Source organism: Staphylococcus sp. HMSC06C11 (genome assembly GCF_001808345.1).
In the GTDB taxonomy this organism is placed as follows: Bacteria; Bacillota; Bacilli; order Staphylococcales; family Staphylococcaceae; genus Staphylococcus; species Staphylococcus capitis.
Window position 1 is genome coordinate 13334 of the sequence record NZ_KV793030.1, and the last position, 24930, is coordinate 38263.

Consider the following 24930-nt stretch of genomic DNA (forward strand, 5'->3'; position numbering starts at 1 on the left):
AAGATAAATCTGAATATCACTTAATATTTGCCTTATATACAATTTAGAGAACAATAACTAACTAAAATAAATAAAACTGCTCTTTTAAATAGAAATTAAAGAGCAGTTTAAAGTGAAATATAATTTAATGAATAAAATTGAGTCTTCTCTACGTATTGGCAAATATGTTTGTGTTAAAATTTTCAATCAAAGTTTGAATCTTTGAATCGTCGTAATATGATTTAGTTAAATTTTTCATATACATACTCTGTGACAAAGCTTCATAATTTAAACTAAATTGAATTCTATCCCCAATTTGATAGTGATCTTGATTATTCAAATCAATCATTAAATGATCGCTTGAGGCGCCAACCATTTTCAGATCATTGGCGATAGGCTTGATACCATCTGTAAATGTATCTAAATAACCTATATCCACTATTGCTTGTAAATAGGATTGGTGTGTCACTTGATTAATACGTGGTTTAATTTCAATAATTTCCGCTTCAAGTACAATCGCATCTTGATAGAGACTTGCAATAGGTTCATTCGTGGTAGTATCTATTCCCCTAAAGAGTGCTTCTCCTATTCTTAATTCATTAATCTTGCCAAGATCATTGTACATTGTTTGAGGTAACATGCTTGAGTTACCTCCTGAAATAATTTTAAACTTGTAACCTATTTCCTTTTCAACGGCACTAATGAACTTATTAATCATAAAGACATCATTTTCTTCTGGAGCTTTGGATTTAAAGCACATAAAATTAAATGCTAATCCTACTAGTTGTATATGACTCATACTCATAATTTCTTTAATATAATCTAATACATCATAAGTTAAGACACCTTCACGGCCGTCTTTCCAATCTACCATTAACATGATTTGATGCTTTACATTCATTCTTTTTGCAATTACATTCAATTGTTTAATCGTATCAAGTTCTGTTTGAATACTTAGTTTCACAGTAGAAATCATAGTTTCAAATTCTGTCGTGGGGCGTAATAGTGTAAATGTGATATTTAAATCTCTTAGTCTTTCAATATTATCAATTCTTGATTCAGCAAAGTGTGTAATTCCAAGAGATTTTATTGTAGAAACGATGCGTTCATCTCCGGCAACACATTTTACTACAGGGGTAAAGTGAATCTGTCTACGTTCAAGTAATGTCTGAAGTACTTTGGCATTGTATTGTATTTTTGATAAGTTAACTTTGATTCTAGCCATGTACTACACCTCTTTTTTAATAGGATTTTCTAATTCAGTGTTCAAATATTTTTTAACTTTATTTTCCATCCTCATACTCAATAACGCTTTAACAGTTATTGTCGGACCAAATAATACTTTCCTCAAAATGTCGGCATGGGATTTATCATCATCAATCGCTAGATCAATCTCTTCACGAACGATATCAAATAACTCTTCTTCTTTAACATCTTCATATTGATTAAAGTGATGAATCAACTCTGCTAATTGATTTTGTACAACAGCATGTTGAAACTTTGCAATAACTTCCTCAATGGATTGAGCTAATAAACTTTCATTCGTTACTTCAATATTTGTTACCTTCTGTTGTAAAGTATCTAAATCTATACGTGAACCACCTAAATCACGTACTAAGAATTTCATTTGATAGTTAGGACCTAGATTGACAATCGTATTTTGCATATGTGCTTCTAATGCAATTCCATAATCTTGAATGTATGCAATGAGTGGTTGGACTAATGTTTGTGTGTAAGTTGCAATAAAATGTTTAATGTGGTCAATTGATATTTCAGTTTCAAGCCATTCTAAATAGCTATCTACAATCGCTTTACGGTCAATTGGATTAGGATTAACTAAACTTGCTGTGACCACTGTTGAGCCATTTTCAAAGATAACGGGTTTCTGACGAATAATGCATGCAAGTTGTCTTGCCAAATCAGAATCCACGTCGGCATATGCACCAAAGGGTTCCATGGCCACTTGGAGTCCTGGATATTGATCAAGTAGTCCTTGTAATGCATAACTTAATTTAGGTCCATCTACCGTAGTAACCGTAGAAACAGTTCTTACTGCACTAGTTGCTTGAACATTCACAGGAAGTTTAACGTGATAAGGTTTATGAATTAAATCCATCGTTCTAAATGATAACGTTGCTTTAGATTCTACTGTGAATGGTGTTGGTATTAGTATTTTACTAGCAATCCACTGACTAAATTTTCCGCCTATAGTGTGATCGTATTGCCAAGGATGAACAATCATGACTCTATAATCCTCTAAATTTAAATTTAAAGGCTCCAAAAATGAATTGAGTTGATGACGATATTCCGGAATGACACGATTTAAAATATATTGGTCATCGTCTTCCATTGACGTAGTGACAATGTGATTCTTTTCAATAAGCATAATTTTTAGAGGAATAACCTTTTCAAACTCTGGAGCATACGCTTTCAACTCGCTTTTATTTAACGGAAGTTTTGTCTTAGTTAAAGGATGGGTAGGATGTCCTTCAACAATCAAACTCTCCGAATAACTTAAATCATCTATAATGCCACTATCTTGTAAATGTTGTAGCCAGGATATAAAGTTTAATGATTCAGGCAATCTTGAAAATTTCATACTTTGATGTATGAGTGATTGTCTGTTGTTAAAATGTTTATATGTTTCAATAAAACTGTCTCTACTATGAATCAATTCTTCATTCAAACGTTCTGAAATTTCAATATTAAAATCCTGTGTTAATGTTTCGAGCAGATCTTCTAAGCTTTCAATAGGTTGTGACTTTTGACCACAACCATACATAATATCGCCTTTAAACACATATCTTTCCATAGCACTTTTACGTTTTACTTGAACAGTTAATCTTTTGCCTTGGTACTGAATTTCCACCACATTATCATCTTTCGTTATTTTCATGCCTTCTGGTGAAATACGTTCTTTAATTATTGCGTTCATGATACGGTATTGTATATTTTTATCTGCTAACAGCCATTCATTACGCTTCATTATTACTTTCCTCCAACTTCGTCATACGCTGTATTAGGTAAAATATTACTGAAATGGCTACGGTAGTTATACCCATGATCATGAATGTCGTCAGTATTCCGAATACATCTGCAAAGAAACTCATAACTAAACTACCGAGAGGTATCATACCACGGTCCATCATAATAATACTTAATACCTTCCCTCTCTCATAGTCTTTAACACTATGTTGAAAATAAACTCTATTCGTTGTTCTTGCCCATTGGCTAAATAGTCCAATTAAAGTGATACAAATGAACATAATAACCAAATTATGTATAACGACGCCTAGTAAAGCTAACCCAAATAGCAAAGAACTTAAATAATACATTTTAACTGCGCTTAGATGATTTAAAATGGTAGGTAAAATAATTGTTGCTACGATACCACCAATAGCACAGAAGGTCATCGCTATACCAAATACTTCTGATTTTCCTGGAAAAATATGATTCGTAAGTACGGGTAATACTGTTGTATAAGAGAATCCTGTAGCCATGATTAATAGAGAAGTAATAAATATCTTACTCCCCTCTAGATTACGTTTGAAATAATTCATAACTATCTTTAATGAGAATTCTTTATTTTCGAGTTGATTTGAAACAACTTCAAAGTGAAGAGGCAGACTAAAAAGTACAGCAACTAAATAACATATCGCTTGTGCTAAGAAAGTTGAAGGCGCATGATAAGCTGCTAGAATGACTCCAGCGATTGCAGGACCTATCGAACGACAGATGTTAATGATAAACGAATGAAACGATACTGCCTGTGTTGTAGAAATTTTATCTGATAAATCAGGTAACACCGCTTGTCTTACTGGTGTTTCTACTGCACTTAGAATACCTCTTAACGATGCATAAATGAGTATTACAGCGATTGGGATAGAATCAATAGTAAATGTCAAAACACACAATACCGCAGTGACTATAAATGAAGAGGAAATGGTTATTCTAAGTAAATTTCCTTTATCATATTTATCAGCAATTGAGCCTGCCCATACACTTAGCAATAAAATTGGTACGAGTCGGCAAAAATTAACTAATCCCAGATAAACTGCGTTATGATATGTAGTAAGTACAAACCAGTTTAATCCTATTTGCCCAATCCAATTCCCCAAAAACAGAAGAAAAGAACTGGAAAAGAAAAATTTTGCCATTTAATTTTCACCTGTCTTTTTTATTGATAATAATTATCATTATCATTAATATGGATTATACAAATCTTATTTATTTTTGTAAAATATTTTTTTAGAGGTGAATTATGAATTTCAATCAATTTATTAACAAACAAGACATTGAGATGACCCAAGATGAGCAAAATGTCTTTCAGTTTTTACAACAATATGATGAACAATGGGCATCTATTTTCCAAGATAAATTATTAACTGGTCGAGATAAAGTAACAAAGCGTTTAGTTACTTCTATACATAGAGAGAATTTAGTTCATGGTAATGATCATAGTCAGTTACTTAATAGACGTAAATTTGCTGGCTATGACACTCATGTAACTGACATTTTAGAAATTCATTTTCCTAAATCAAAGCTATACTTATACGCACCAGTAACTGGTCAACATGCATTTAATCGTATAGATGTTGAAGGCCCCTTTTATTATAAACGTGAACAATATCAAGATGAATTTAAGCGTATTTTACATCCTAATGACATATTAGACTGGATTCTTACTGAATCACCAGAGTTGGACAATGAAGCGAGCCAACAATTCAGAGATGACCAAACGAACAGTGCAGCCAATATGACATTTGCGCTGAGCTATCAATATTTTAAAATGAAGGATGATCGAGCACCTCTATACGATATTATTAAAAATCATCAAGATAGTTATCTAAGGTCTGAGCAAGCCGTAGTAGAAGGCCACCCTCTTCATCCGGGAGCAAAACTGCGTAAAGGTATGGATGCGTTTGAAACATTTAGATACTCTTCTGAATTTACTCAGCCCATCGAATTAAAAATTGTATTATTGCATCATTCAGTGGCTCGTGTTCAAGCTTTAGATGCAAATTACAATGATACGATGAAACATATGTTTCCTGATATATACTCACACTTAGAAAAAGAATTTAGCGGACAAGTAAATTTAGACGACTATCAATTGATGATTATGCATCCATGGCAATACGACCATGTCCTACATCAAGATTACATGGAAGAACTTGATCAACGACTTATGATTGTGAGTGAATATTCTATCCCATATTATGCTGGTTTATCATTTAGAACGTTGGTTCCTGAATTACCTAATAAAGCGCCACATATTAAATTATCAACAAATGTACATATTACTGGCGAAATTCGTACACTTTCAGAACAAACAACTCATAATGGACCTTTAGTTACACACATCTTAAACGATATCTTGACTAAAGATTCAACATTTAAACAGTATGCTTCTACTGTAATTGATGAAGTGGCAGGAATTCATTTTTATAATTCTAATGATAGTGATGAGATACAAACAGATCGTAGTGAACAACTAGGTACGTTATTTAGAAATAATTTCTATCATTCTATAACGAATGATGTGGTACCTGTCATTCCATCAAGTTTAGTTGCAACGTATCCTTACAACTCTGAAACGCCTATTCAAACATTAATTCAAACATATCAAGTTTCTAAGGGATTTCAGTCATTTGAAGAAGCAGCTAAAACTTGGATGAATGAATATAGTAAAGCGTTACTAGGTTTAGTCATTCCTTTATATTCTAAATATGGTATTGCTTTAGAGGCACACCTACAGAATTCTGTTGCAACCTTTAACGAAGACGGTTCACTTAATAAACTATATATTAGAGATTTCGAAGGCTTACGTATTGATACTGAGCGCTTAAATCAATCGGGTTATGAGACGAACCATTTTCATGAGAAATCTAGAATTTTAACAAATTCTAAGACTTCCGTTTTTAATAAAGCATTTTATTCTACAGTTCAGAATCACTTAGGAGAGCTTGTGCTTACAATAGCTAAGTCATCTCATTCTTCTTCACTTGAAAATGAAATCTGGAAGGATATGGCACTCATATTAAAGGATATTTTAAGTAATATCACAGAATTATCTGAAGGTCGTCGTAGTGAAATCGAAGAAGTTATCTTTGCCCCAACAATTGATTATAAATGCGTGACGACTATGCGATTAGAAGATCAAGCACATGAATATACGTATATTAAAGTAAACAATCCGCTTCACTAATTAAAATATTAATGTAATTGTAGTTTATAATAAGCAGTCTATGTTTAAGAAAGTCATCTTTTACACAGACTGCTTATTTTTTGAGGAATATTAATTATTAATAAACAAAAAGCCTATAAATGGTGTGAGAACACTTTCCATTTATAGGCTAATATCATATAAGGTTCAACTTAAATGATTTATCAAATTGCAATTATAAATTATTGTAAACCTTGTCTGTCACTGTGGTTGTTGTCTTTATTGTCTTTTTCATTTTTTTGTTGCCATTCTTTTTTAGTCATTACATCGTCAACTTGCATGTTCACTTCAACAACTTCTAAGCCAGTGATGTATTTCACTTGTTCTTTAACTAAGTCAGTTACTTTACGGAAGATTTTTGGTGCTGATTCACCATATTCTAAAATAACTTTTAAGTCGATAGCAGCTTGTTTTTCGCCAACTTCAACTGACACGCCAGTAGTCACGTTATTACCACTTGAGAATGCATTAGTGAAGTTGTCAGTGAATCCGCCTTTCATATCTAAGATACCTTTAACTTCACGAGCAGCAATACCAGCAATTTTTTCAACTACTTCATCAGAGAAAGTTAATTTGTTTTCGAATTGTGGTTGTTGATTTTCTTGAACTTCTTTTTGTTGTTCTTGTCTTTCTTTTTCATTTACACCAGTTTGGTTATCGTATGCTTGTTTTGCTTTGTTATTATCTACTGCCATAGTAAATTCTCCTTTACTTTCAAAATTTAGTTATTATTAATAATTAGATTTAATTAATTCCTTTAGAACTGGTCTAGCTCCATCTATTGAGGAAATTCATAAAGTCTTGCGTACGGTCTTTAATATACCCGATACCAATTCCAATTAAACACAAGACAATGATTAAAATTGTTTTCCAAAATCCAAGAGTTAGGAATAATATAGCTATAAGTAAAAATGCTAAAAATCCAATAATACGCCACTTAAATGCTTTAAATATATTGATTAATTGTTGTGTAGAGTCTTGTCCGTTTTGATTATTATTTTCAGCCATGATATCCCTCCCTTACAACACACGTGGACCAGACGTTTTCTGGTCACGAACATTAACTTCTAATTTTCGTACTGGAATTTCTGTGAAATGTTCAACATTTTTCTTAATGTCAGAGCGAATACTTTCAGTTAATGATTTCACTTGAACATCATTTGGTACGAAGAAATCTGCTTTAATGTCGATAAATGATTTCTTTTTCTTACTATAAAGCTTACTTACTACATTAGGTTGTCTTACTTGATCATATTTAGTTAATGTATCGTACGCAGATTTTTCAACTGCTTTTCTTGATACATAAATATGACCATCATCAAAAGTTTTATAAAGTCCAGGTTTACGATACGTAGGTTTGAATATGCTTAATACTAATATGAGTCCAATCAATATTAGTAATCCCGCAAGTCCAATTAATAGTGGTTGGAACCAATTGAAATGAAGGAAGTAGTCTTGATAGCTTTTAATACGACTATCCTTTATGTACATAAACAATAGGAACCCAACAATTGCGACTATTAAAAGGCCGAGGATGAAATTTTTTAGTCTTTTCACCTCGCACGGCACCTCCTTATGTCATTGTTGAATTTGTTTACATTTTAAATGAGTACCCTATAAATATTTTTTTGAAACATAAATAAAACAATTTTTTATTCTATTTTTAAAAATATTTAAAGAAGCACTACTTATAATACATTATTCCCATTCTAATTAGATGAAAAACGTATATTTTTATTATTATGTTAAATTTTTTTCGTTTTTAGAACTACGGTATTCTAGAATGTCAGAATTCTTATCCTTAACTAATACCTTATTGCTAGGACGTGGCTTTTCATCACTAAGCGACTTAAAGAGCGACCAAATCATAACTATGATTACGAGTGAAAATGGTAATGCAGCTATGATAAGTAAGTTTTGTATTGCTTGTGTGCCACCAGTGTAAATCATAATTATTGCAAATAGTGCCATGATAATACCCCAGCTTACCTTTACAAATGAAGCAGGATTTATATCTCCACGAGCACTTAACATGCCCAGTACATAGGTAGCGGAGTCGGCTGAAGTCACAAAGAAAATCATAATCACTACTAGAGTAATAATACTTAATATAAATCCAAGCGGATATTGTTCTAACGTTGCAAATGTAGCTGTCTCTGTAGCTGCTTTAGCAATATTAGCTATATGATGATCTTGTAAATAAATTGCTGAAGCACCGAAGACTGCAAAGAATAAGAAACATACTAGTGCTGGAACAAATAGTACGCCTAAAATAAATTCTTTGATTGTTCTACCTCTTGAGACACGTGCGATAAAGATTCCAACAAATGGCGCCCATGAAATCCACCATGCCCAATAGAAAATTGTCCATTGTTGTAACCATTTAAATTTCTCTCCACCTGATGGAATTCTCAAACTCATTTTAAAGAAATTGGCTATGTAATTCCCTAAACCATTCGTAAATGTGTTCAAAATATAAAGTGTCGGTCCAACAATGAATAATCCGACTAAAACTAGAAATGCTAACCCCATATTGATGTTACTTAAAGTTTTAATACCTTTATCAATACCTGACCATGCTGACCAAGTAAATAATATAGTAGCAACGATAATAAGGATAACTTGTGTTCCAAAGTTATTTGGCACTTTAAACAAGAAGTTAAGACCTTCATTAATTTGTAATGCTCCAAATCCTAATGTTGCTGCAACACCTGTTACAGTCGCTATGACTGCTAATACATCTATCGCACCACCTATCGGACCTCGCATAGCTTTTTCACCGAAAATGGGCGTTAATGTTGCACTTACAAGACCGGGATATCCCTTATGGAAACTAAAATACGCAAAGACGAGCGCTACAATGCCGTAAACTGCCCAGGCATGTATACCCCAATGGAAGAAAGAAAATTGCATGGCGTCATTAATGGCTGACTGCGTTCCAGCTTTATGTATTGGAGTTAAAGTAAACGCGTGACTTATAGGCTCCGCAGTGGTCCAGAATACTAATCCGATACCCATACCTGCACTAAATAACATAGCGAACCATGAAGGAAGTGAGAATTCAGGATCTTCTCCTTCTTTACCTAATGTAATTGATGCATATCTAGAGAATAATAAATAAACACTTACTATAAGTATGAGTAGGATAAGTAAAAGATAATACCATGAAAAATGAACTGCTATAAATGAAGTTACAGTTTGCGTAACTTGTTCAAGTTGTTTAGGTAGAATCGCACCATAAATAACAAATGCTGTACAAATTGCTAATGCTACCCAAAATACAATGCTGATTTTACTTGTATTTGTTGATTTCATAAATAAAACAATCACCTCTTTCCTATGTTTATTACCCGTCCCAAGTAATATCAATCATTTATACTTTGTATTTTTAAAATATATAACTTTTTAATTTTATAGTGATGATGGCGACAAAATTGAATATAAAATTAGCAGTAAGATGATTCGTAATTAAAATCATCTTACTGCTATTCTCTCTAAGAAATATGTCGATAATTATTTATGGTAATTATTTTTCCACATTAATAACTAATTTACCTATCATCGTATTTGATTCTAAAATTTGATGAGCTTGGTAAAGTGTCTCGGTGGTTAATCCATTAATCACCTTCGTAGTTGTATGGTGATATTGGCCTCGTTCAACCCTTTCAGAAATATCTTTCAAATACTCATGATGTTTAATCATGTCATTCGTGCGATTGACTGGTCTGGCGAACATAAATTCATGAGTAAAGTTAACACTATTTGGTTTGAGTAGATTTAAGTCTTGCTTTTCTTTAAATGCAACAATCGTTGCGATATGACCTAATGGTTTAATAAGTTCAATCATTTTCTCATAATATAAATCTGTATCAAATGTGCAGAAAATGTAATCTACTTCATTAATATCGTGATGCTCAAGTTGTGTCTTTAAATCTTCTTTATGATTGATTACAATATCAGCACCCATAGACTTCGTCCATTCAATCGTTTCCTCACGAGATGCAGTGGTAATAACCTTTAAGCCATGTGCTTTAGCAATTTGTGTAGCAATACTACCTACGCCACCGGCCCCGTTAATGATAAGAAGAGATTTACCTTTGTTCTTTTCAGGGTCATGAGATATTTGAAACACATCAAATAATGTTTCAGATGCTGTGAGACCAGTGAGAGGTAAACTTGCCGCTTGTTCAGGCTTAAGATTAGATGGTGCTTTCGCTACTAATTCTTCCTCAATTAACTGATATTCTTCATTAGAGCCATGCTGATTTGGAGAACCTGAATAAAACACATAGTCTCCTGGCTCAAACATTGTGACATCTTCTCCAACTTGTTCGACAATACCTGCCGCATCAAATCCTAATATACGTGGTGCATGGTTAACTGGTAAGATGCGTTGTTTCGTATCAACCGGATTGACACTTATACTTTGAACCTTTATTAATAACTGATTCCTAGTTGGATTTGGAATATTAAATTCAATTTCTTGAAATTGATTACCATCTTCTAGATTGAACGGTGCATTAAATCCTATTGCTTTCATGATTCCACCTCTATGTTGATTTTATTAAATTAATTATAGCATTTAATTCAATTCACTCATTTGAACATTTTTTTGAAAATGAAGATACTAAAGTTCAGAGACTTTAATTACTTGTTTACCAAAATTATCACCAGTGAGTAAATTTCTAAATGCTTGAGGTACTTTATCGAAACCTTCTTCTATAGATACTTGAGTCTTAATCTTACCCTCTTGTACCCATTTAGCGAGTTGTTCGCTTGCATTTTTAAAGTCATCAGCAAATTCGGCAACTAAGAAACCTCTCATCATCGCTTGTTTCTTAATGAGTGTCCCTTGAATACGTGGACCAATATCTTCTTCAGGATGGTTATAAGAAGAAATAGCACCGCAAACAGGAATACGTGCATGTGTGTTTAGGTGTTTAAATACTTCATCACCTATTTCACCGCCTACATTTTCATAATAGACATCGATGCCATCTGGAACAGCATCTGCTAATGTTTGGGCGAAATCATCTTTCTTATAATCTACACCTGCATCAAAATTTAATTCTTTAGTAAGATAATTTACTTTCTTATCTCCTCCTGCGATACCTACAACTCTACATCCTTTAATTTTAGCAATTTGGCCGACAACTGAACCTACTGCACCTGAAGCTGCTGAAACAACTACGGTTTCACCTTCTTTAGGCTGTCCAATGTCTAAAAGGCCATGATAAGCAGTTTGCCCTGGCATTCCTAGTACGCTTAAATATAAGTCAAGTGGCACATCTGTTGAAGGTACTTTATCGATATGCTCTGTTGATACAGTGTTTATTTTCTTCCACGGAAGCATGCCCACGACAATGTCACCTTCATTATAATCTTTAGCATTTGATTGAATAACTTTAGCTACGATATGTCCATTAAATGGCTCTCCTTTTTTAAAAGGCTGGACATAGGAATCTGCATTCGTCATACGGCCTCTCATATATGGATCCACTGAAATATATAATGTTTCTAATTGAACTTCATTATTTTTAGGTTCTTGTACATCAGTTTCTTCATATTTGAATGTATCATCTTGTGGCATTCCATCTGGAACTTTGTTAAATACGATTTGTTCATTTTTCATATGATATCACCCTTTTTTGAATATTAATTCTGTAAATATCATACCTCGAACAAGGTCATCGCAATCATAGAAAATCACTTGTATAATAAGAGCAAGCGTTGAGAAATTGGTTGAATCGTAACGTATGGGAGGTTTAATTTTCCTAAAATGAAATTAAGCATATTAGATTATGTACCGATATTTGAAGGTAGAAGTGCACACGAAGCATTTCAGCATAGTGTAGAGTTAGCACAACGAGCTGAACAATTAGGTTATGTGAGATATTGGGTGGCTGAGCATCATCAAGTTCGTTCTGTGGCATCAAGCGCCCCTGAAATGGTCATGATGACATTATTGGAACAGACGAGTAATATCAAGATTGGAAGTGGTGGTGTCATGTTGCCACACTACAGCCCGTATAAAGTAGCTGAACAATTTAAGATGATGGAAGCACGCCATCCTCATCGTGTAGATATGGCCATAGGACGCTCTCCAAGTTTCAACAACGTGAACGCTGCATTAAATGAGAATAAAGAAAGAAAACTAGATTTTGATACACAGTTAGATGATTTGAATAAATACTTTAATGATGACATTGATAAAGCGCACCGCTTCAAGACGTTATTAGCTACCCCGTTAATCCCGACCAAGCCTGAAATGTATATTTTAGGTATGAGTGAACGAAGTGCAAAGTTAGCTGGCAGACGCGGTTTGCCATTTGTTATTGCTAAAATGGGACAATCGTCAAGTGCTATTGAAGAAGTTATAAATGTCTACAAAAATGAGTTTGCACGTTGGCATGGAAGATATTGGAAATCGTCTGGCGATGGCGATAATCGTGCTTTTGGTAGGACATCTCATGGAAGTTTAGAGGAAGATTTTGCTGGGGATTCACATAGAGGTGTTAGGGATTATTCTGGCGAACATGTGCATGAAGCTTCTGAGGAAGATTCTAGAGGCCATGTGCATGAAGCTTTTGAAGAACTTTCTGGTGGTGTGGAACCTTATGTGATATTAGCTACATTTGTAGTAACGGGTGATAATGAGGTTGAAGTTGAAGAGCTTTTAAGCGCATTACAACTTTGGTTGTTACGTATTAATTATTTAGATCAACCTCAGTTTTACCCATCTATTGAAACCGCTAAGAATCGAGTTTATAGCGAGCGCGAGAAAGAGAAACTTGAACAGAATAAGCGTAGAATTATTTATGGCTCGCCTCGCGAGGTATCACGTCAGTTAAAGGATATTAAAAGTTTGTTTGGAGTAGATGAGTTAATGATATTGCCAAATGTTTATGGAGAAGATGCGCGTTTTGAGTTAATTGAATTATTGGCACGAGAATTAGATATTTAATGTGTTTGCATTATTAGGCATGATATTGAATCATTTTATTCGTTGAATAGAGTGGGACTAGATAACTGTATGGAGTGTGGGCTGTTGATTCAACATGTTGGTGTTTTAGATGATATGTTTTTAATAGAGAGACGCACTGATGCATTAAAATTGTGAGGAGCCAAATGCATGAGTGCGCTTCAACTATATGAATTATTTGCTCCATAGAAATTGAATGATGTCGTTTGCGATATTTTTATTTTCGTGTAATTGGCTATGTTGAGCTGTTTTACCGGTGAATTTATTTTCCGTGTAAGATTTTGGACTATTTCCTAGTAAATATTTCAAAGATTTTGATGAACTATTAGATACACGACCATCTGAATGTGTGCCATCTTGAATATCTCCATAAATATTGAGTACATCAATGTTTTTATCTTTATAAACTTCTTTTAAAGATAATAACTTTTTGAAATCATCGTTCATTTTATTTGGCTTACCATTTCGATCTAGGTTTATTTCATTTATCTTTTCATTAAGATTTAGTACGCCATTATAAGTACCTGCAATATTTACTTCTTTTTGAAGGTGTGGCAAATATTTATCATTTCCATAGTTATTCATATAATAAGCAAATGACATATTCCCCATTGAGTGTGCTACAAAATTAAATTTATTGATATTATATTGGGATTTTAATTGAGACAAGACATTTTTAATCCATCGTGCATTTTCATTAAAATCACCATTGCGATTATTTTCAAATTCGATTTTTATAATTGGATTTTTTACATTTTTATCTATAGAACCAATAAAGGTCACATTACCATTGCGAGATACTTTTGCTATCATCACATCCTTTGTAACGCCCTTTTTAACTGCTTGATTAACCATGAAACTTTCTGATTTTTCGCTTCCTCCATATCCTTGCATAAATAGAGTGGCCACAAGTTTATGTTGATGTTGAGTAACAGAAGACGGAATATGTTTGCCCGATTGACGGCTACAAAGTACAGTAAATAATATCAAAGTAACAATAATAATAAGTATAAAGACCATCGCAGAAGATTTTGATTTCATCATCTTACCTCATTTTGTTTATTTTATATATTATATACGATTAGAGAGGTATTTGCTCATATTTAAAGACTCACTACATCAAATGTAATGAGTCTTTGGAACATACAAGCTGTATTTAAATGATAAATTTTTAAAAGGAAATTATTTGATTTCTTTTGTTTTAGCTAATTCTTTGTACCAATAAGCACTTTTCTTAGGATATCTTTCTTGTGTATCAAAATCGACGTAGAAAAGACCGTAACGTTTTTCATAACCATTTGACCATGAGAATACGTCCATCAATGACCATAAGAAGTATCCTTTCACATTAGCACCATCTGCAATTGCATCAGCAATCACGTTTAAATGTTTCTTAACATAATCAATACGGGCATCGTCATGTACAGTTTTCTCTTTTTCATCAAATTCATCTTTGTATCCTAAACCATTTTCAGTAACATAGATTTTATGATAATTTGGATAATCTTTCACAACCCTCATAATTTGATCGTATAATCCTTGAGGATAAATCATCCAATCCCAATCTGTTCTAGGTACATCTACATCAAATTCTCTTTGACCGACACCTTTAAGTTGGTATTTAGAACCACCTTTATCTCCAGTCGCATTGTGCGTAATCTCAGATTCACCTTCATAACCTCTCATCCAATCACTCATGTAATAATTGATACCTAAGAAGTCATTTAAATCTTTAGCAGCATCTAAAATTTGGTAATCTTCGTCAGGGATATTTAGCTTACCACCATTAACAGATAAGATGTGTTGAACGCCTTCCATTGTTTCACGAGAATACTTACCTAAGTATGTGGCATCTAAAATAAATTTATTATGAATAATATCCTCAAGTTCTGCTGCTTTAACATCTTCCGGATTAGAAGAGTCAAATGGATATTTTGTAGGTAAGGCATGAACTACCCCTATTTCACCTGAATATTGCCCATCTTTAAATAATTTAACAGCGCGAGCATGCGCAACCATCATATTGTGATGAGATTGAAAAACCTTTTCAAAGTCATATTTAATACCTGGAGGGAATTTACCTACTAAATATTGACCATCACCGATTGGCCCTATTTCATTGAAAGTAGTCCAGAAATTAACTTCTGGGAATTCTTTAAAGCAAAATTCTGCATAATCTACGAAATAATCAATGGTTTTACGATTTAAGAAATCTCCATCTTTATGAAGTACTTCCGGTGTATCAAAATGGTGTAAAGTAACGAATGGTTCAACATGACGTTTATGACATTCTTTAAATAGCTTATGATAGTACTCTACCCCTTTAGGGTTTACTTCTCCATAGCCTTTAGGAAAAATTCTTGACCATGCAATTGAAATTCTTATACCGTTAACTCCGAATTTCTCACTTAATTCTAAATCGATTGGATATTTATTATAGAAATCACTTGCTGGTTCTGCTGTATACCAATAATTTTCCTCAAGATATGTATCCCAAGCGACACGCCCCTTACCATCAGTTTGAGTTGCTCCTTCTGCTTGATAAGCTGCTGTTGCTCCACCAAAAATAAAATCTTCAGGTAATTTCTTAGTCATGAATAAAACTCCTATCTAATTTTTAAATTGTTGTTTTACAAATTCGAGTGCTGCTTGACCATCTCTAGTTAACTTAATGTATTCAGCGCCTTGTGTTTTAGCTAATTTTATACCTAATTTGTCAGTGTCTTGTTTAATATCTTCATAATTTGAGGCTACTTGTGGTGCTAATATAATTAATTGATATTCTTTCATAATATCCATATGTGCACCATAACCACCAGCCGCTGCTGTAACAGGTACACCGTATTCATCTGCTGCTTTATTCAAAGCATTAGCTAATAAACCACTTGTACCTCCTCCTGCGCATAATACTAAGACATTTGTTTGTTCAGTAATATTGCTGTCAGAATGATCTTGAATCACTTCTGGTTGTGAATCATGACTTTGCGAAGCTTCATTCGCTCCGGCAGTTGCTAAAATAGCATCAGCTTTTTTAGTATCAAAGTTAGCTGAAACTTTTTCTTTTAATTCATTATTAACTTCTTTATTACCTAACTCTTCTTCCAAAATCTGCTCATCATAAACCTTAACGAATGGATAATAAATAATGACATCTACTACGATTAAGACAATGGCTAATACAAATGACCAAAACGCAAAACCAGTACCCATCACGATACCTAGAGGACCTGGAGTAGTCCAAGGTAAGAAGATGCTAAAACTATTCATATTCAGAACATCAACAAAAAATTTAAATATTCATACATTGACAATTGGCGCTAAAATAAATGGAATAAAGAACACTGGATTTAATACTAAAGGCGCACCAAACAAGATAGGTTCATTTACACCAAAGAAAGTAGGAACTACTGAGGCACGTCCAATTGCTTTATTACGTTTAGACTTAGTTAGCCACATAAACATGAAAGGTACGACTAATGTTGCACCAGTACCTCCCATAGTTACAACAAACATTTGAGTACCAGGTGTAATGACTTTATCAGCATGTTCGCCTGCTTGAATTAAATGTAAGTTCGCTTCAAGGTTAGCGTAAGTAATTGCTGCAATGGCTGGTTCAACGATTGATGATCCATGAATACCTACAAACCAGAAGAAAGCGAATGCACCAAAGATAATTGTCACTCCGACCCAACCATCAGCTGCTGTAAATAATGGTTCAAAGATTTTTAATACTGCGTTAGCTACATTGGTATGAATAAAGGCTCTAGCAATTAAATCTAACGCATAAAGAATAATGATTACTGCTGATAATGGGAATATATCTTTGAAAACTTGTGATATATTAGGTGGCACTTCTTTAGGCATTTTTATTGTAATATTATGTTTGATAAAGAAACTATAAACATTAACAGTTATAAACGCTGATAAGAAGGCTGTTAATAAGCCTTTTGTTCCCATGAAAGCACTTAAAAACCCTCCATCTTTTACAGGATCGGCTGCTAAGAACAAGAAACCACACATTGCAGCCATCATTGTTGAAATAAAGTTAATTTGATTCGTGCTTTCCAATCGTCGATTAAATGAATCAGTCAGTGATTTGGCTGTTGTCCCTGCTACAATGAAACCAACAATTCCCATCGTAAAGTTATAGGGTTTCATTAATATACCTTCCATTGTTTTACTCCAAGTAAATCCAAATACATTCGGTACATAAGTGACTAAAATAAATATACTTGAGAACAAGATAATAGGAATTGCTGCAATAAATCCATCACGAATCGCTCTTAAATAAATATTACGAGATATTTTTTCAAAGAACGGCTTTCCTTTTTCTATCCATGCTATTAACTTATTCATAAAGGTCAACTCTTTCTTTTATATAATTCGATTAAATGCTTCATTAGATCTTTTAATAAAATAGTAGTCATTAAATGATCTTGACCATGCATCATCGTTACACTATAAGCAATGTCGTCTCCTTGAGCTTCTTTTTGTAATAAACTAGTTTGAGCACGATGTGCATCAGCAATGCACTGATTACCCTCTTCTATTAAAGATTCGGCTTTATCATACTCTCCCTCTTGTGCGGCTGTTAATGCCTCTAAAAACTTAGACCGTGCATCTCCAGCGTAAGCAACAATTTCAAAACCTAATAATTGTACTTCTTCTCTATTCATGATGTGTCTGTCCCCTTTCGAGAATTAAACTCTCTCTTTCCATGATGTTGCAGTCGTTTCTAAAACTTTATTCAACTCGTCAATGTTTTTGAATCCTGTAGTACGAAGCCATTGTCTAGCCGCTTCTTCACCTTTTTCGATATATACTTGAACTGCGCCTGCCCAAGTAGCTCTACCACAAAGTACTCCATTGAATTGAGCTCCTGCGTCATGTGCAAATTTTAAAGTCTCTTGGAAAAGTTCAGCAGAAACGCCTGCACTTAAGTAAATATATGGTAATTTTGTTGAAGCGTCTTGGTCTTTAAAATATTGTGCTGCTTCTTCTTTAGAATAAGCTACTTCTCCATCAGTGAATCCTTCAACATATTTCATATTTACTGGTACTTCTACTTTTAAGACATCAACATTAAAGCGATCTTCTGAGAATAGTTTCATCGCTTCATTTACTTTTCTTGGTTTCACTTTCGCAAATTCTAGACTACTATTATCTGGAATATTATCGTCATAAGTGAGAACTTCTAAGAAAAATGGAATATCTTCAGCTACACATTCAGATCCAATTCGTTCAATGTAAGCTTTCTTCTGAATATTAATTTCTTCTGCATCGTCGACGTCATAATAAAGCAAGAATTTAACGGCATTTGCACCTTGCTCTTTAAGTCGTTTAGCTGACCATTCTACTAAACAGTCAGGTAATCGACCTTTTGCGTTAACGTCATATCCTGTTTTTTCATAGGCAAGTAATAAACCACACTCTTTATTACGAGCTTCTGATGCAGGTAAACCATATTCAGGGTCTAAAAGAATAGATGACGCGTATTGCGTTAACTCTTCTGATACTAAAACTTTTAATTGTTCAATTTGCTCAATTGTAGGTTCATCTGATTGATGTTTTGCCATCATACGTTTTAACGCACCACGTTGGTCAAAAGCTAAAGCTGAGATGACACCTTTATCATTACTTAGATGTTCAATTGATGCCGTTTTTTGAGTTGTTTTTACCATGTTTTACACCTCTATAATTTCAATTTGGTCAAAGAGCTGAGAATAATTAGACATATTTACATAACCTGTTTGTGCCTCTTGAGCATTTAACATTCCTAAAGTGTTCGCCTTCTTAAGTAGATTCTCATCACTTTCATGATGAACAATTGCTGAAGCTATTCCTGCAACTGTTGAATCTCCAGAACCCACTGGATTAAGTACTTTAATCGAAGGAATGTTTACTTTATAAAATTGATTATTATGTTTAGCAAACGCACCATTCGCACCTAAAGAAACAATAATCCACTCAATACCTTTAAATAATTGATGATTTAAAGCTTTTTTCAGCTCTTCAGTTGATTCATTAAGTTCCGTAGAAATCAATTGTGATAATTCTTCAATATTTGGCTTTATCACTGTCGGTTTGTGATTATTTTGTAACGCTTCCTTTAATGTTTCTCCAGCACAATCCAGCACGACTGGTTTATCATTTTCATTACATATATCAATTATTTTTGAATAATAATTTGAATCTACACCTTTTGGTAAGCTCCCAGAAATAACAACCGATTTAGCTTTTGGTATTAGATCTTTTAAATGCTTCAAAAACCCGGTTGATTCATCCACAGTTATTGTTGGTCCTTGCTCCAAAATCTCTGTTTGGTTGCCATTATGCAATATAGCAATACAATTCCTAGTTTCACCTTTAATTTTGAAAAATGAATGTTTCACTTGATTGTGATTCAACTTTTCTGCTATAAAATCGCCTATTTTACCACCCAAAAAGCCAGTGGCAACAACTTGTTCATTGAGTTGTGATAACACCCTAGTTACATTGAGTCCCTTTCCACCAGCTGTCTTACTAACGTTTTGAATTCTATTAACTGTATCAATATGTAATTCATCCAATGGATAAGAGATATCTACCGAAGGATTTAATGTTAAAGTTAAAATCATGTTGTACTTCCTTAATCGTGATATTCGCCTTTATCCCACTTTTCTAAAAATTCATCAAAGAAATGTGGATCTTCTTGTTTAGCATTATGACTTTCAAGATGATTAATTTTTGCAATTAATTTTTTATTTTCTTCTGTTGGTTTATACTCAGCATTGATAAATGCTTCAATAATGTCGCACATTAAAAGTTCGCCGATGATTTTACCACCAAAACCAATAACATTTGCATTTAATTCCTCTTTCGCATATAAAGCTGAAGTCATATCACGTACAAGTGCAGAACGAACGCCAGCAACTTTGTTAACCGCATTATTAATACCAACACCAGTACCGCAAATACATACACCTAAGTCAGCATTACCGTTTACAACTTCTTCTCCTACTTTTTTACCGAAAATAGGATAATGCGTACGGGTGAAGTCATATGTTCCAACATCAATAACTTCGTGTCCTTTTGACTTTAAAAACTGAGATACTTCCATTTTTGTATCAGTGACAATATGGTCACAACCTAAAGCAATTTTCATTTATTCTCCTCCTATTAGCACATTTTATTGAGCATATCTACGCGAATTTGGTGACGCCCACCATCGTAGTGTCCATTAACGAAACCTTTAACTACATTCTTAGCTAATGTATCCCCAACAATTTCTGAACCTAGAGTAATCATTTTTGAATTATTATGACCTCTAGTCATATATGCTGAACGTTCATCTGAAACTTCAGCTGCAATCATCCCTTTAATTTTTGTAGCAACTATAAAACTACCTGCACCATAAGCGTCGATGGCAATACCCAAATTGTCGTCAGACTTTTGAACTTCACGTGCAACAGATACTGTTGAATCTACAAAATCTAAATCTTTACCCTCTGTTACATCTAATACTTCGAAATCGTTCTCTTTCAAATAAACTTTAATTAAATCTTTAAGACGTTTACCATCTACATCAGAACCAATAATAATTGTCATTTTAAGTCTCCTTTTAAAATGATTTTGAAAGCAAACACATATCAATTAAGAAAAGCGCTTTCAATTACCTATGTTTAAATCATAAACACTATACAACAATAATTCAACATATATTGTTTGAACTTTGTTTATTTAATGTTTGTTTTCAAACATTTAGTGAACTTAGTGTTTATACTGGCTTTGTAAATCAACAAAAAAGAGCGGAAATGAAATCTCATTCTCAAAGAATGAATCATTTACCGCTCTATAAAGGATAATTAATTAATAGATATTAAATTCTATATTTTAGTCAATGACCTCAACATATTTTTCAACTTGTTCTGTCTTTTCCGAATTATTATTATCCATTAATACCGCATTTAACTCTTTTAATTCACAGAAAGATGAAAAATCATCTTTTCCAATTTTTGAAGAATCAATAAGTAAATATTTCTCTATTGAATGTTTTAAAGCAAGTTGTTGGGTGTAAGCTTCATCTATTGAAGATGTCATCGCTACACCATCTTTAACTCCATTACTACTAAAAAACATCTTACTAAATCTCAAGTTATTCAATAATTGATTCGTCATTTCTCCTACGAAAGCTTCAGTTAAATCTCTCATTTCTCCACCTAGCAGATACACTCTAAAATGTAAGCTCTGTTTATTCATGAGAATTTTAAAAACTGGTAAACAATTGGTGATAACAGTAAGTGAATGGTGGTGAATTTCTTCTGCCAATTTTTGCACAGTAGTACCTGGCCCTAAGAATATTGTGTCACCATTTTCTATAAGCTCTACTGCTTTTTTGGCGATATAGCGTTTCTCCTCAATGTAGTGCGTATGTTTTTCTTGGTGAGACATTTCTTTATATTGAAATGCAGAATTACTACGAGCTCCACCATGTATCTTAGTGAGAACGCCTTTCTCTTCTAACTCTGCTAAATCACGTCGAACAGTCATATCTGATACATTAAGACCTTCTACAATTTCATTTGTTCTAACCGTTCCTCTTTTGTTGATGAGTTTTGTAATTTCGTCGAGTCTATCATATTTATTCATATCTATATCCACTTCCTACGATTACATCATTTACAATCTTAATTTGTTTAAACTTTAAATTACTTTTCTTATGTCTTAATATAATTTTATAACATACTTTAAATACTTTAAAATGATAAAGTAATATTTTATGTGAAGTTGTTGCTACTAAAAAATCATAACATGGAATCTATAATAATATCCCTGCTGTTATTTGAGATAAGAATTACAGATTTCCATTAATTATAAATAAATCAAAAACTGAGGTGATTCAATGGAAAAGGAAATTCAACTATTAAAAAGTATTTTAGAAAGATCCAATAACATTGTGTTTTTTACAGGCGCGGGTGTTTCAGTAGCAAGTGGTATTCCAGATTTCCGCTCGATGGGAGGTCTATTTGATGAGATTTCAAAGGATGGTCAATCTCCTGAGTATTTACTAAGCGTAGATCATTTAAATGATGATAAAGAGAGTTTTATTGATTTTTATCATAAAAGATTATTAATAGCTGATAAAAAGCCAAATATTGTACATCAGTGGATTGCTGCTTTAGAACGTGAACACAAATCTTTAGGTGTTATTACTCAAAATATTGATGGCTTGCATTCAGATGCAGGAAGTCGTCATGTCGATGAGTTACACGGCACTTTAAATCGCTTTTACTGTATCAAATGCTACAATGAATACTCAAAATCTCAAGTGATGGAAAATCACATAAGATATTGTGAAAAATGTGGGCAGATTATAAGACCAGATATTGTATTATACGGAGAAATGTTAAATCAAAACACAGTATTTAGAGCTTTAGAAAAATTACAAAAAGCTGACACGCTAGTTGTTCTAGGGTCTTCACTCGTAGTACAACCAGCAGCCGGCTTTGTTTCAGAATTTAAAGGTGACAATTTAATAATAATCAATAGGGATCGCACGCCATATGATCAAAGTGCTGACTTAGTCATACATGATGATATGACAGAAGTCGTCGAAAAGATCATGAAAAAATAGACCGTATACAAGTAGCGTGAAACAATCATGCTACCTTTTTAATTTAATAATTAGTAACTAAAAATATAGAAAAGCTCGCTTAAAAATGAATATATAAAATAAAAAGTTATAAACGACAACACTCGGATTCTAATTACTTATTTCTATAACTAATGATAATTGAAAATAAAAAAACACTTCCCAAATAATGGGAAGTGTTTTTGTACGTTCGCCAAAATTAACGTTTTGAGAATTGAGGAGAACGACGAGCTTTTTTAAGACCTGGTTTTTTACGTTCTTTCATACGTGGGTCACGAGTAAGTAATCCAGCGCGTTTTAAAGAACCTCTGTATTCAGGGTCAGCTTCTAATAAAGCACGAGCGATTCCGTGACGGATAGCTTGAGCTTGTCCAGTGAAACCACCACCGTGAACGTTTACTAAAACGTCATAGTTACCTTTAGTTTCAGTAACATCGAATGGTTGGTTTAAGTCTAAAATTAATGATTCGAATGGTAAGTAGTCACGTACGTCACGGTTATTAACTGTAATGTTACCTTCACCTGGTACTAAACGTACACGTGCTACTGAGTTTTTACGACGGCCTGTACCTTTATATTCAACTTGTGCCAATGTAATTTCCTCCTTCTAATTAACCACGTAACTCGTAGTTTTCTGGTTGTTGTGCAGCGTGTGGATGTTCAGCGCCACCATATACAAATAATTTTTTACCTTGTTTTTCACCTAAGCGTGAACTTGGTAACATACCTTTGATAGAAGTTTCTAATAAACGTTCTGGGTTTGTTCTTCTTAATTCACCAGCTGTGATTGATTTTAAACCACCTGGGTGATTTGAATGACGGTGGTACATTTTATCTTGTTCTTTATTACCAGTGAATTCGATTTTTGAAGCGTTGATGATGATTACATAGTCACCAGTATCAACGTGTGGTGTATAAGTTACTTTATTTTTACCGCGTAAGATAGCAGCTACTTCAGATGATAAACGACCTAATGTTTGGCCTTCAGCATCAATAACATACCATTTGCGCTCAATGTTTGATTCATTTGCCATAAATGTTTGACGCATAATAATTGTCCTCCTAAAAATAAATGCTTCATTCTTAATTGTTTTGTTAATTGATCACATTCGAACCTATGATCAGAAAACGCACAATTTTAATATTTGTTACGATTTAAAAGCGTAAGATTTCATTTATTTTATTAACTGTTGTTCTACTTTGCTTATATATCTAGTAACACAATAAGTTTCCGGGGCTTATCGTGGGGTGATATAAAACAATACCGTTAATAATCTTATAATTTCACAATGCTTTTGTCAATGACATTCAGTCATTTTCCAATGATTTTTTAAGATGTATTTTAATATCATTTCCAAACTCTTCTGTTAAAGATTCTGGCGACAAATAAATCTTTTCTAAGTATAGTCCTTCTGCCGGAGCAGTAAAAGGCACATTGTTTCTATTTTTTTCTTCAAGTAGTTGCGGAACTTCGTCGGGTTGTCGCTTCCCTTTTCCCACCTCTATTAAAAATGCTACAAGAACACGAACCATGTTATAAAGAAATCCAGAACCAGTAACCACATAATCAAAACCTGTCTCAGTTTGAACCACTTCACTTTGGTATAACGTTCTTACTTTACTTTCCACTTCCGTTTTCTGAGAACAAAACCCCGTAAAGTCATGTGTACCAATAAAATGATGCGCAGCTTCATTCATTTTTGATAAATCTAAATCACTATTTATAAATGTTTCGAGACCACTTTTAAAGGGATTACGATGTTCACCTTGATAAACTTTATAGCGATATCTCTTGCCGACACAATCATATCTACAATGAAAGTTTTCTTCTACTGTTTGAACGTTTTTGACGTAAATATCATCAGGTAAAAAACGATTCATCGCATATTGCCATTGTTGATTATCTATATTTAACTCAGTATCAAAATGGAAAAATTGTTGATACGCATGCACCCCTCTATCTGTACGACTGGTAGGATGAATTCGTACATGCCGTTTATGCATACGTTTTAAAATCTTTTCAAATTGTTGCTGTACAGTTCTTCCTTGTTGTTGGATTTGAAATCCTAAAAATTGATTACCCTGGTATGCTATTTCTACTAAAATTCGCAA

The 24930-nt window shown here is 33.4% G+C and carries 23 protein-coding genes and 1 pseudogene; 3 read left to right on the forward strand and 21 right to left on the reverse strand.

Annotation, left to right across the window (positions count from 1 at the left end; all coding sequences use genetic code 11):
• Nucleotides 1-148: 148 nt before the first annotated feature.
• From HMPREF3154_RS00070 to HMPREF3154_RS00080, 3 genes are read right to left on the reverse strand one after another with little or no spacing between them, the layout of a single operon-like run.
• On the reverse strand, nucleotides 149-1204 hold the full coding sequence (locus HMPREF3154_RS00070; protein ID WP_002432510.1) for an alanine/ornithine racemase family PLP-dependent enzyme: 1056 nt from the start codon (nucleotides 1202-1204) through the stop codon (nucleotides 149-151).
• Nucleotides 1205-1207: 3 nt separating this feature from the next.
• Nucleotides 1208-2965 (reverse strand): IucA/IucC family protein, encoded by a 1758-nt coding sequence (locus HMPREF3154_RS00075; protein ID WP_023351323.1) that lies wholly within the window; start codon nucleotides 2963-2965, stop codon nucleotides 1208-1210.
• Nucleotides 2955-4136 carry an MFS transporter gene (locus HMPREF3154_RS00080; protein ID WP_023351322.1) on the reverse strand — a complete coding sequence of 394 codons (1182 nt, stop codon included), beginning with the start codon at nucleotides 4134-4136 and terminating at the stop codon, nucleotides 2955-2957. Before HMPREF3154_RS00080 ends, HMPREF3154_RS00075 begins: the two co-directional genes overlap by 11 nt.
• Before the next feature lie 104 nt (nucleotides 4137-4240).
• Here HMPREF3154_RS00080 and HMPREF3154_RS00085 point away from each other — a divergent pair, with 104 nt between their 5' ends.
• Nucleotides 4241-6187, forward strand: coding sequence for an IucA/IucC family protein (locus HMPREF3154_RS00085; RefSeq protein ID WP_023351321.1), 1947 nt, complete (start codon nucleotides 4241-4243; stop codon nucleotides 6185-6187).
• A 200-nt stretch (nucleotides 6188-6387) separates the two neighbouring features.
• On the opposite strand, the gene HMPREF3154_RS00090 is transcribed toward HMPREF3154_RS00085, so the two are convergent.
• The 6 genes from HMPREF3154_RS00090 to HMPREF3154_RS00115 all read right to left on the reverse strand — a co-directional run bounded on the left by HMPREF3154_RS00090 (nucleotide 6388) and on the right by HMPREF3154_RS00115 (nucleotide 11837).
• Nucleotides 6388-6900 carry an Asp23/Gls24 family envelope stress response protein gene (locus HMPREF3154_RS00090; protein ID WP_002432778.1) on the reverse strand — a complete coding sequence of 171 codons (513 nt, stop codon included), beginning with the start codon at nucleotides 6898-6900 and terminating at the stop codon, nucleotides 6388-6390.
• Nucleotides 6901-6973: 73 nt separating this feature from the next.
• A complete protein-coding gene (locus tag HMPREF3154_RS00095) occupies nucleotides 6974-7213 on the reverse strand; it encodes a DUF2273 domain-containing protein (protein ID WP_002432747.1) in 240 nt (79 codons plus the stop codon).
• A gap of 12 nt (nucleotides 7214-7225) precedes the next feature.
• The gene (gene amaP, locus HMPREF3154_RS00100; RefSeq protein WP_002432799.1) at nucleotides 7226-7762 is read right to left on the reverse strand and encodes an alkaline shock response membrane anchor protein AmaP; all 537 of its coding nucleotides are present in this window, start codon (nucleotides 7760-7762) and stop codon (nucleotides 7226-7228) included.
• 183 nt (nucleotides 7763-7945) lie between these two features.
• A complete protein-coding gene (locus HMPREF3154_RS00105; protein WP_070474210.1) occupies nucleotides 7946-9520 on the reverse strand; it encodes a BCCT family transporter in 1575 nt (524 codons plus the stop codon).
• A 211-nt stretch (nucleotides 9521-9731) separates the two neighbouring features.
• Nucleotides 9732-10745, reverse strand: a complete 1014-nt coding sequence (locus tag HMPREF3154_RS00110; RefSeq protein ID WP_023351319.1) for a zinc-binding alcohol dehydrogenase family protein — start codon at nucleotides 10743-10745, stop codon at nucleotides 9732-9734.
• Between the two features lie 87 nt (nucleotides 10746-10832).
• Nucleotides 10833-11837 carry an NADP-dependent oxidoreductase gene (locus tag HMPREF3154_RS00115; protein WP_023351318.1) on the reverse strand — a complete coding sequence of 335 codons (1005 nt, stop codon included), beginning with the start codon at nucleotides 11835-11837 and terminating at the stop codon, nucleotides 10833-10835.
• A gap of 147 nt (nucleotides 11838-11984) precedes the next feature.
• Between HMPREF3154_RS00115 and HMPREF3154_RS11585 the strand changes: the two genes are divergently transcribed.
• Nucleotides 11985-13169, forward strand: coding sequence for an LLM class flavin-dependent oxidoreductase (locus tag HMPREF3154_RS11585; RefSeq protein WP_023351316.1), 1185 nt, complete (start codon nucleotides 11985-11987; stop codon nucleotides 13167-13169).
• A gap of 192 nt (nucleotides 13170-13361) precedes the next feature.
• Here HMPREF3154_RS11585 and HMPREF3154_RS00125 read toward each other — a convergent pair whose 3' ends face one another.
• From HMPREF3154_RS00125 to HMPREF3154_RS00165, 9 genes and pseudogenes are all read right to left on the reverse strand, one after another.
• Nucleotides 13362-14228, reverse strand: a complete 867-nt coding sequence (locus HMPREF3154_RS00125; protein WP_023351315.1) for an alpha/beta hydrolase — start codon at nucleotides 14226-14228, stop codon at nucleotides 13362-13364.
• Nucleotides 14229-14369: 141 nt separating this feature from the next.
• Nucleotides 14370-15782 carry a 6-phospho-beta-galactosidase gene (gene lacG, locus HMPREF3154_RS00130; RefSeq protein WP_002453772.1) on the reverse strand — a complete coding sequence of 471 codons (1413 nt, stop codon included), beginning with the start codon at nucleotides 15780-15782 and terminating at the stop codon, nucleotides 14370-14372.
• 15 nt (nucleotides 15783-15797) lie between these two features.
• Nucleotides 15798-17543: pseudogene (locus HMPREF3154_RS00135) on the reverse strand (lactose-specific PTS transporter subunit EIIC).
• A gap of 5 nt (nucleotides 17544-17548) precedes the next feature.
• Entirely contained in the window at nucleotides 17549-17863 is a 315-nt protein-coding gene (gene lacF, locus HMPREF3154_RS00140) for a PTS lactose transporter subunit IIA (RefSeq protein WP_002432608.1), read from the reverse strand.
• 24 nt (nucleotides 17864-17887) lie between these two features.
• Nucleotides 17888-18868 (reverse strand): tagatose-bisphosphate aldolase, encoded by a 981-nt coding sequence (lacD, locus tag HMPREF3154_RS00145; RefSeq protein ID WP_023351312.1) that lies wholly within the window; start codon nucleotides 18866-18868, stop codon nucleotides 17888-17890.
• Nucleotides 18869-18871: 3 nt separating this feature from the next.
• Nucleotides 18872-19804 carry a tagatose-6-phosphate kinase gene (locus tag HMPREF3154_RS00150; RefSeq protein WP_002432529.1) on the reverse strand — a complete coding sequence of 311 codons (933 nt, stop codon included), beginning with the start codon at nucleotides 19802-19804 and terminating at the stop codon, nucleotides 18872-18874.
• A gap of 11 nt (nucleotides 19805-19815) precedes the next feature.
• Nucleotides 19816-20331, reverse strand: coding sequence for a galactose-6-phosphate isomerase subunit LacB (lacB, locus tag HMPREF3154_RS00155; RefSeq protein ID WP_002432294.1), 516 nt, complete (start codon nucleotides 20329-20331; stop codon nucleotides 19816-19818).
• A 14-nt stretch (nucleotides 20332-20345) separates the two neighbouring features.
• Nucleotides 20346-20774, reverse strand: a complete 429-nt coding sequence (gene lacA, locus HMPREF3154_RS00160) for a galactose-6-phosphate isomerase subunit LacA (RefSeq protein ID WP_002432864.1) — start codon at nucleotides 20772-20774, stop codon at nucleotides 20346-20348.
• A 285-nt stretch (nucleotides 20775-21059) separates the two neighbouring features.
• Nucleotides 21060-21815, reverse strand: coding sequence for a DeoR/GlpR family DNA-binding transcription regulator (locus tag HMPREF3154_RS00165; protein ID WP_002432763.1), 756 nt, complete (start codon nucleotides 21813-21815; stop codon nucleotides 21060-21062).
• A 253-nt stretch (nucleotides 21816-22068) separates the two neighbouring features.
• On the opposite strand from HMPREF3154_RS00165, the gene HMPREF3154_RS00170 reads away from it, so the two are divergent.
• Entirely contained in the window at nucleotides 22069-22800 is a 732-nt protein-coding gene (locus HMPREF3154_RS00170; RefSeq protein ID WP_023351310.1) for an NAD-dependent protein deacylase, read from the forward strand.
• Between the two features lie 217 nt (nucleotides 22801-23017).
• Here the strand turns inward: HMPREF3154_RS00170 and rpsI are convergent, their stop codons facing one another.
• The 3 genes from rpsI to truA all read right to left on the reverse strand — a co-directional run bounded on the left by rpsI (nucleotide 23018) and on the right by truA (nucleotide 24930).
• Nucleotides 23018-23410: a 30S ribosomal protein S9 gene (rpsI, locus tag HMPREF3154_RS00175; RefSeq protein WP_002443706.1), complete on the reverse strand. Its 393-nt coding sequence runs from the start codon at nucleotides 23408-23410 to the stop codon at nucleotides 23018-23020.
• A 19-nt stretch (nucleotides 23411-23429) separates the two neighbouring features.
• A complete protein-coding gene (rplM, locus tag HMPREF3154_RS00180) occupies nucleotides 23430-23867 on the reverse strand; it encodes a 50S ribosomal protein L13 (RefSeq protein ID WP_002432528.1) in 438 nt (145 codons plus the stop codon).
• A gap of 259 nt (nucleotides 23868-24126) precedes the next feature.
• Nucleotides 24127-24930: a tRNA pseudouridine(38-40) synthase TruA gene (truA, locus tag HMPREF3154_RS00185; RefSeq protein WP_002432901.1), complete on the reverse strand. Its 804-nt coding sequence runs from the start codon at nucleotides 24928-24930 to the stop codon at nucleotides 24127-24129.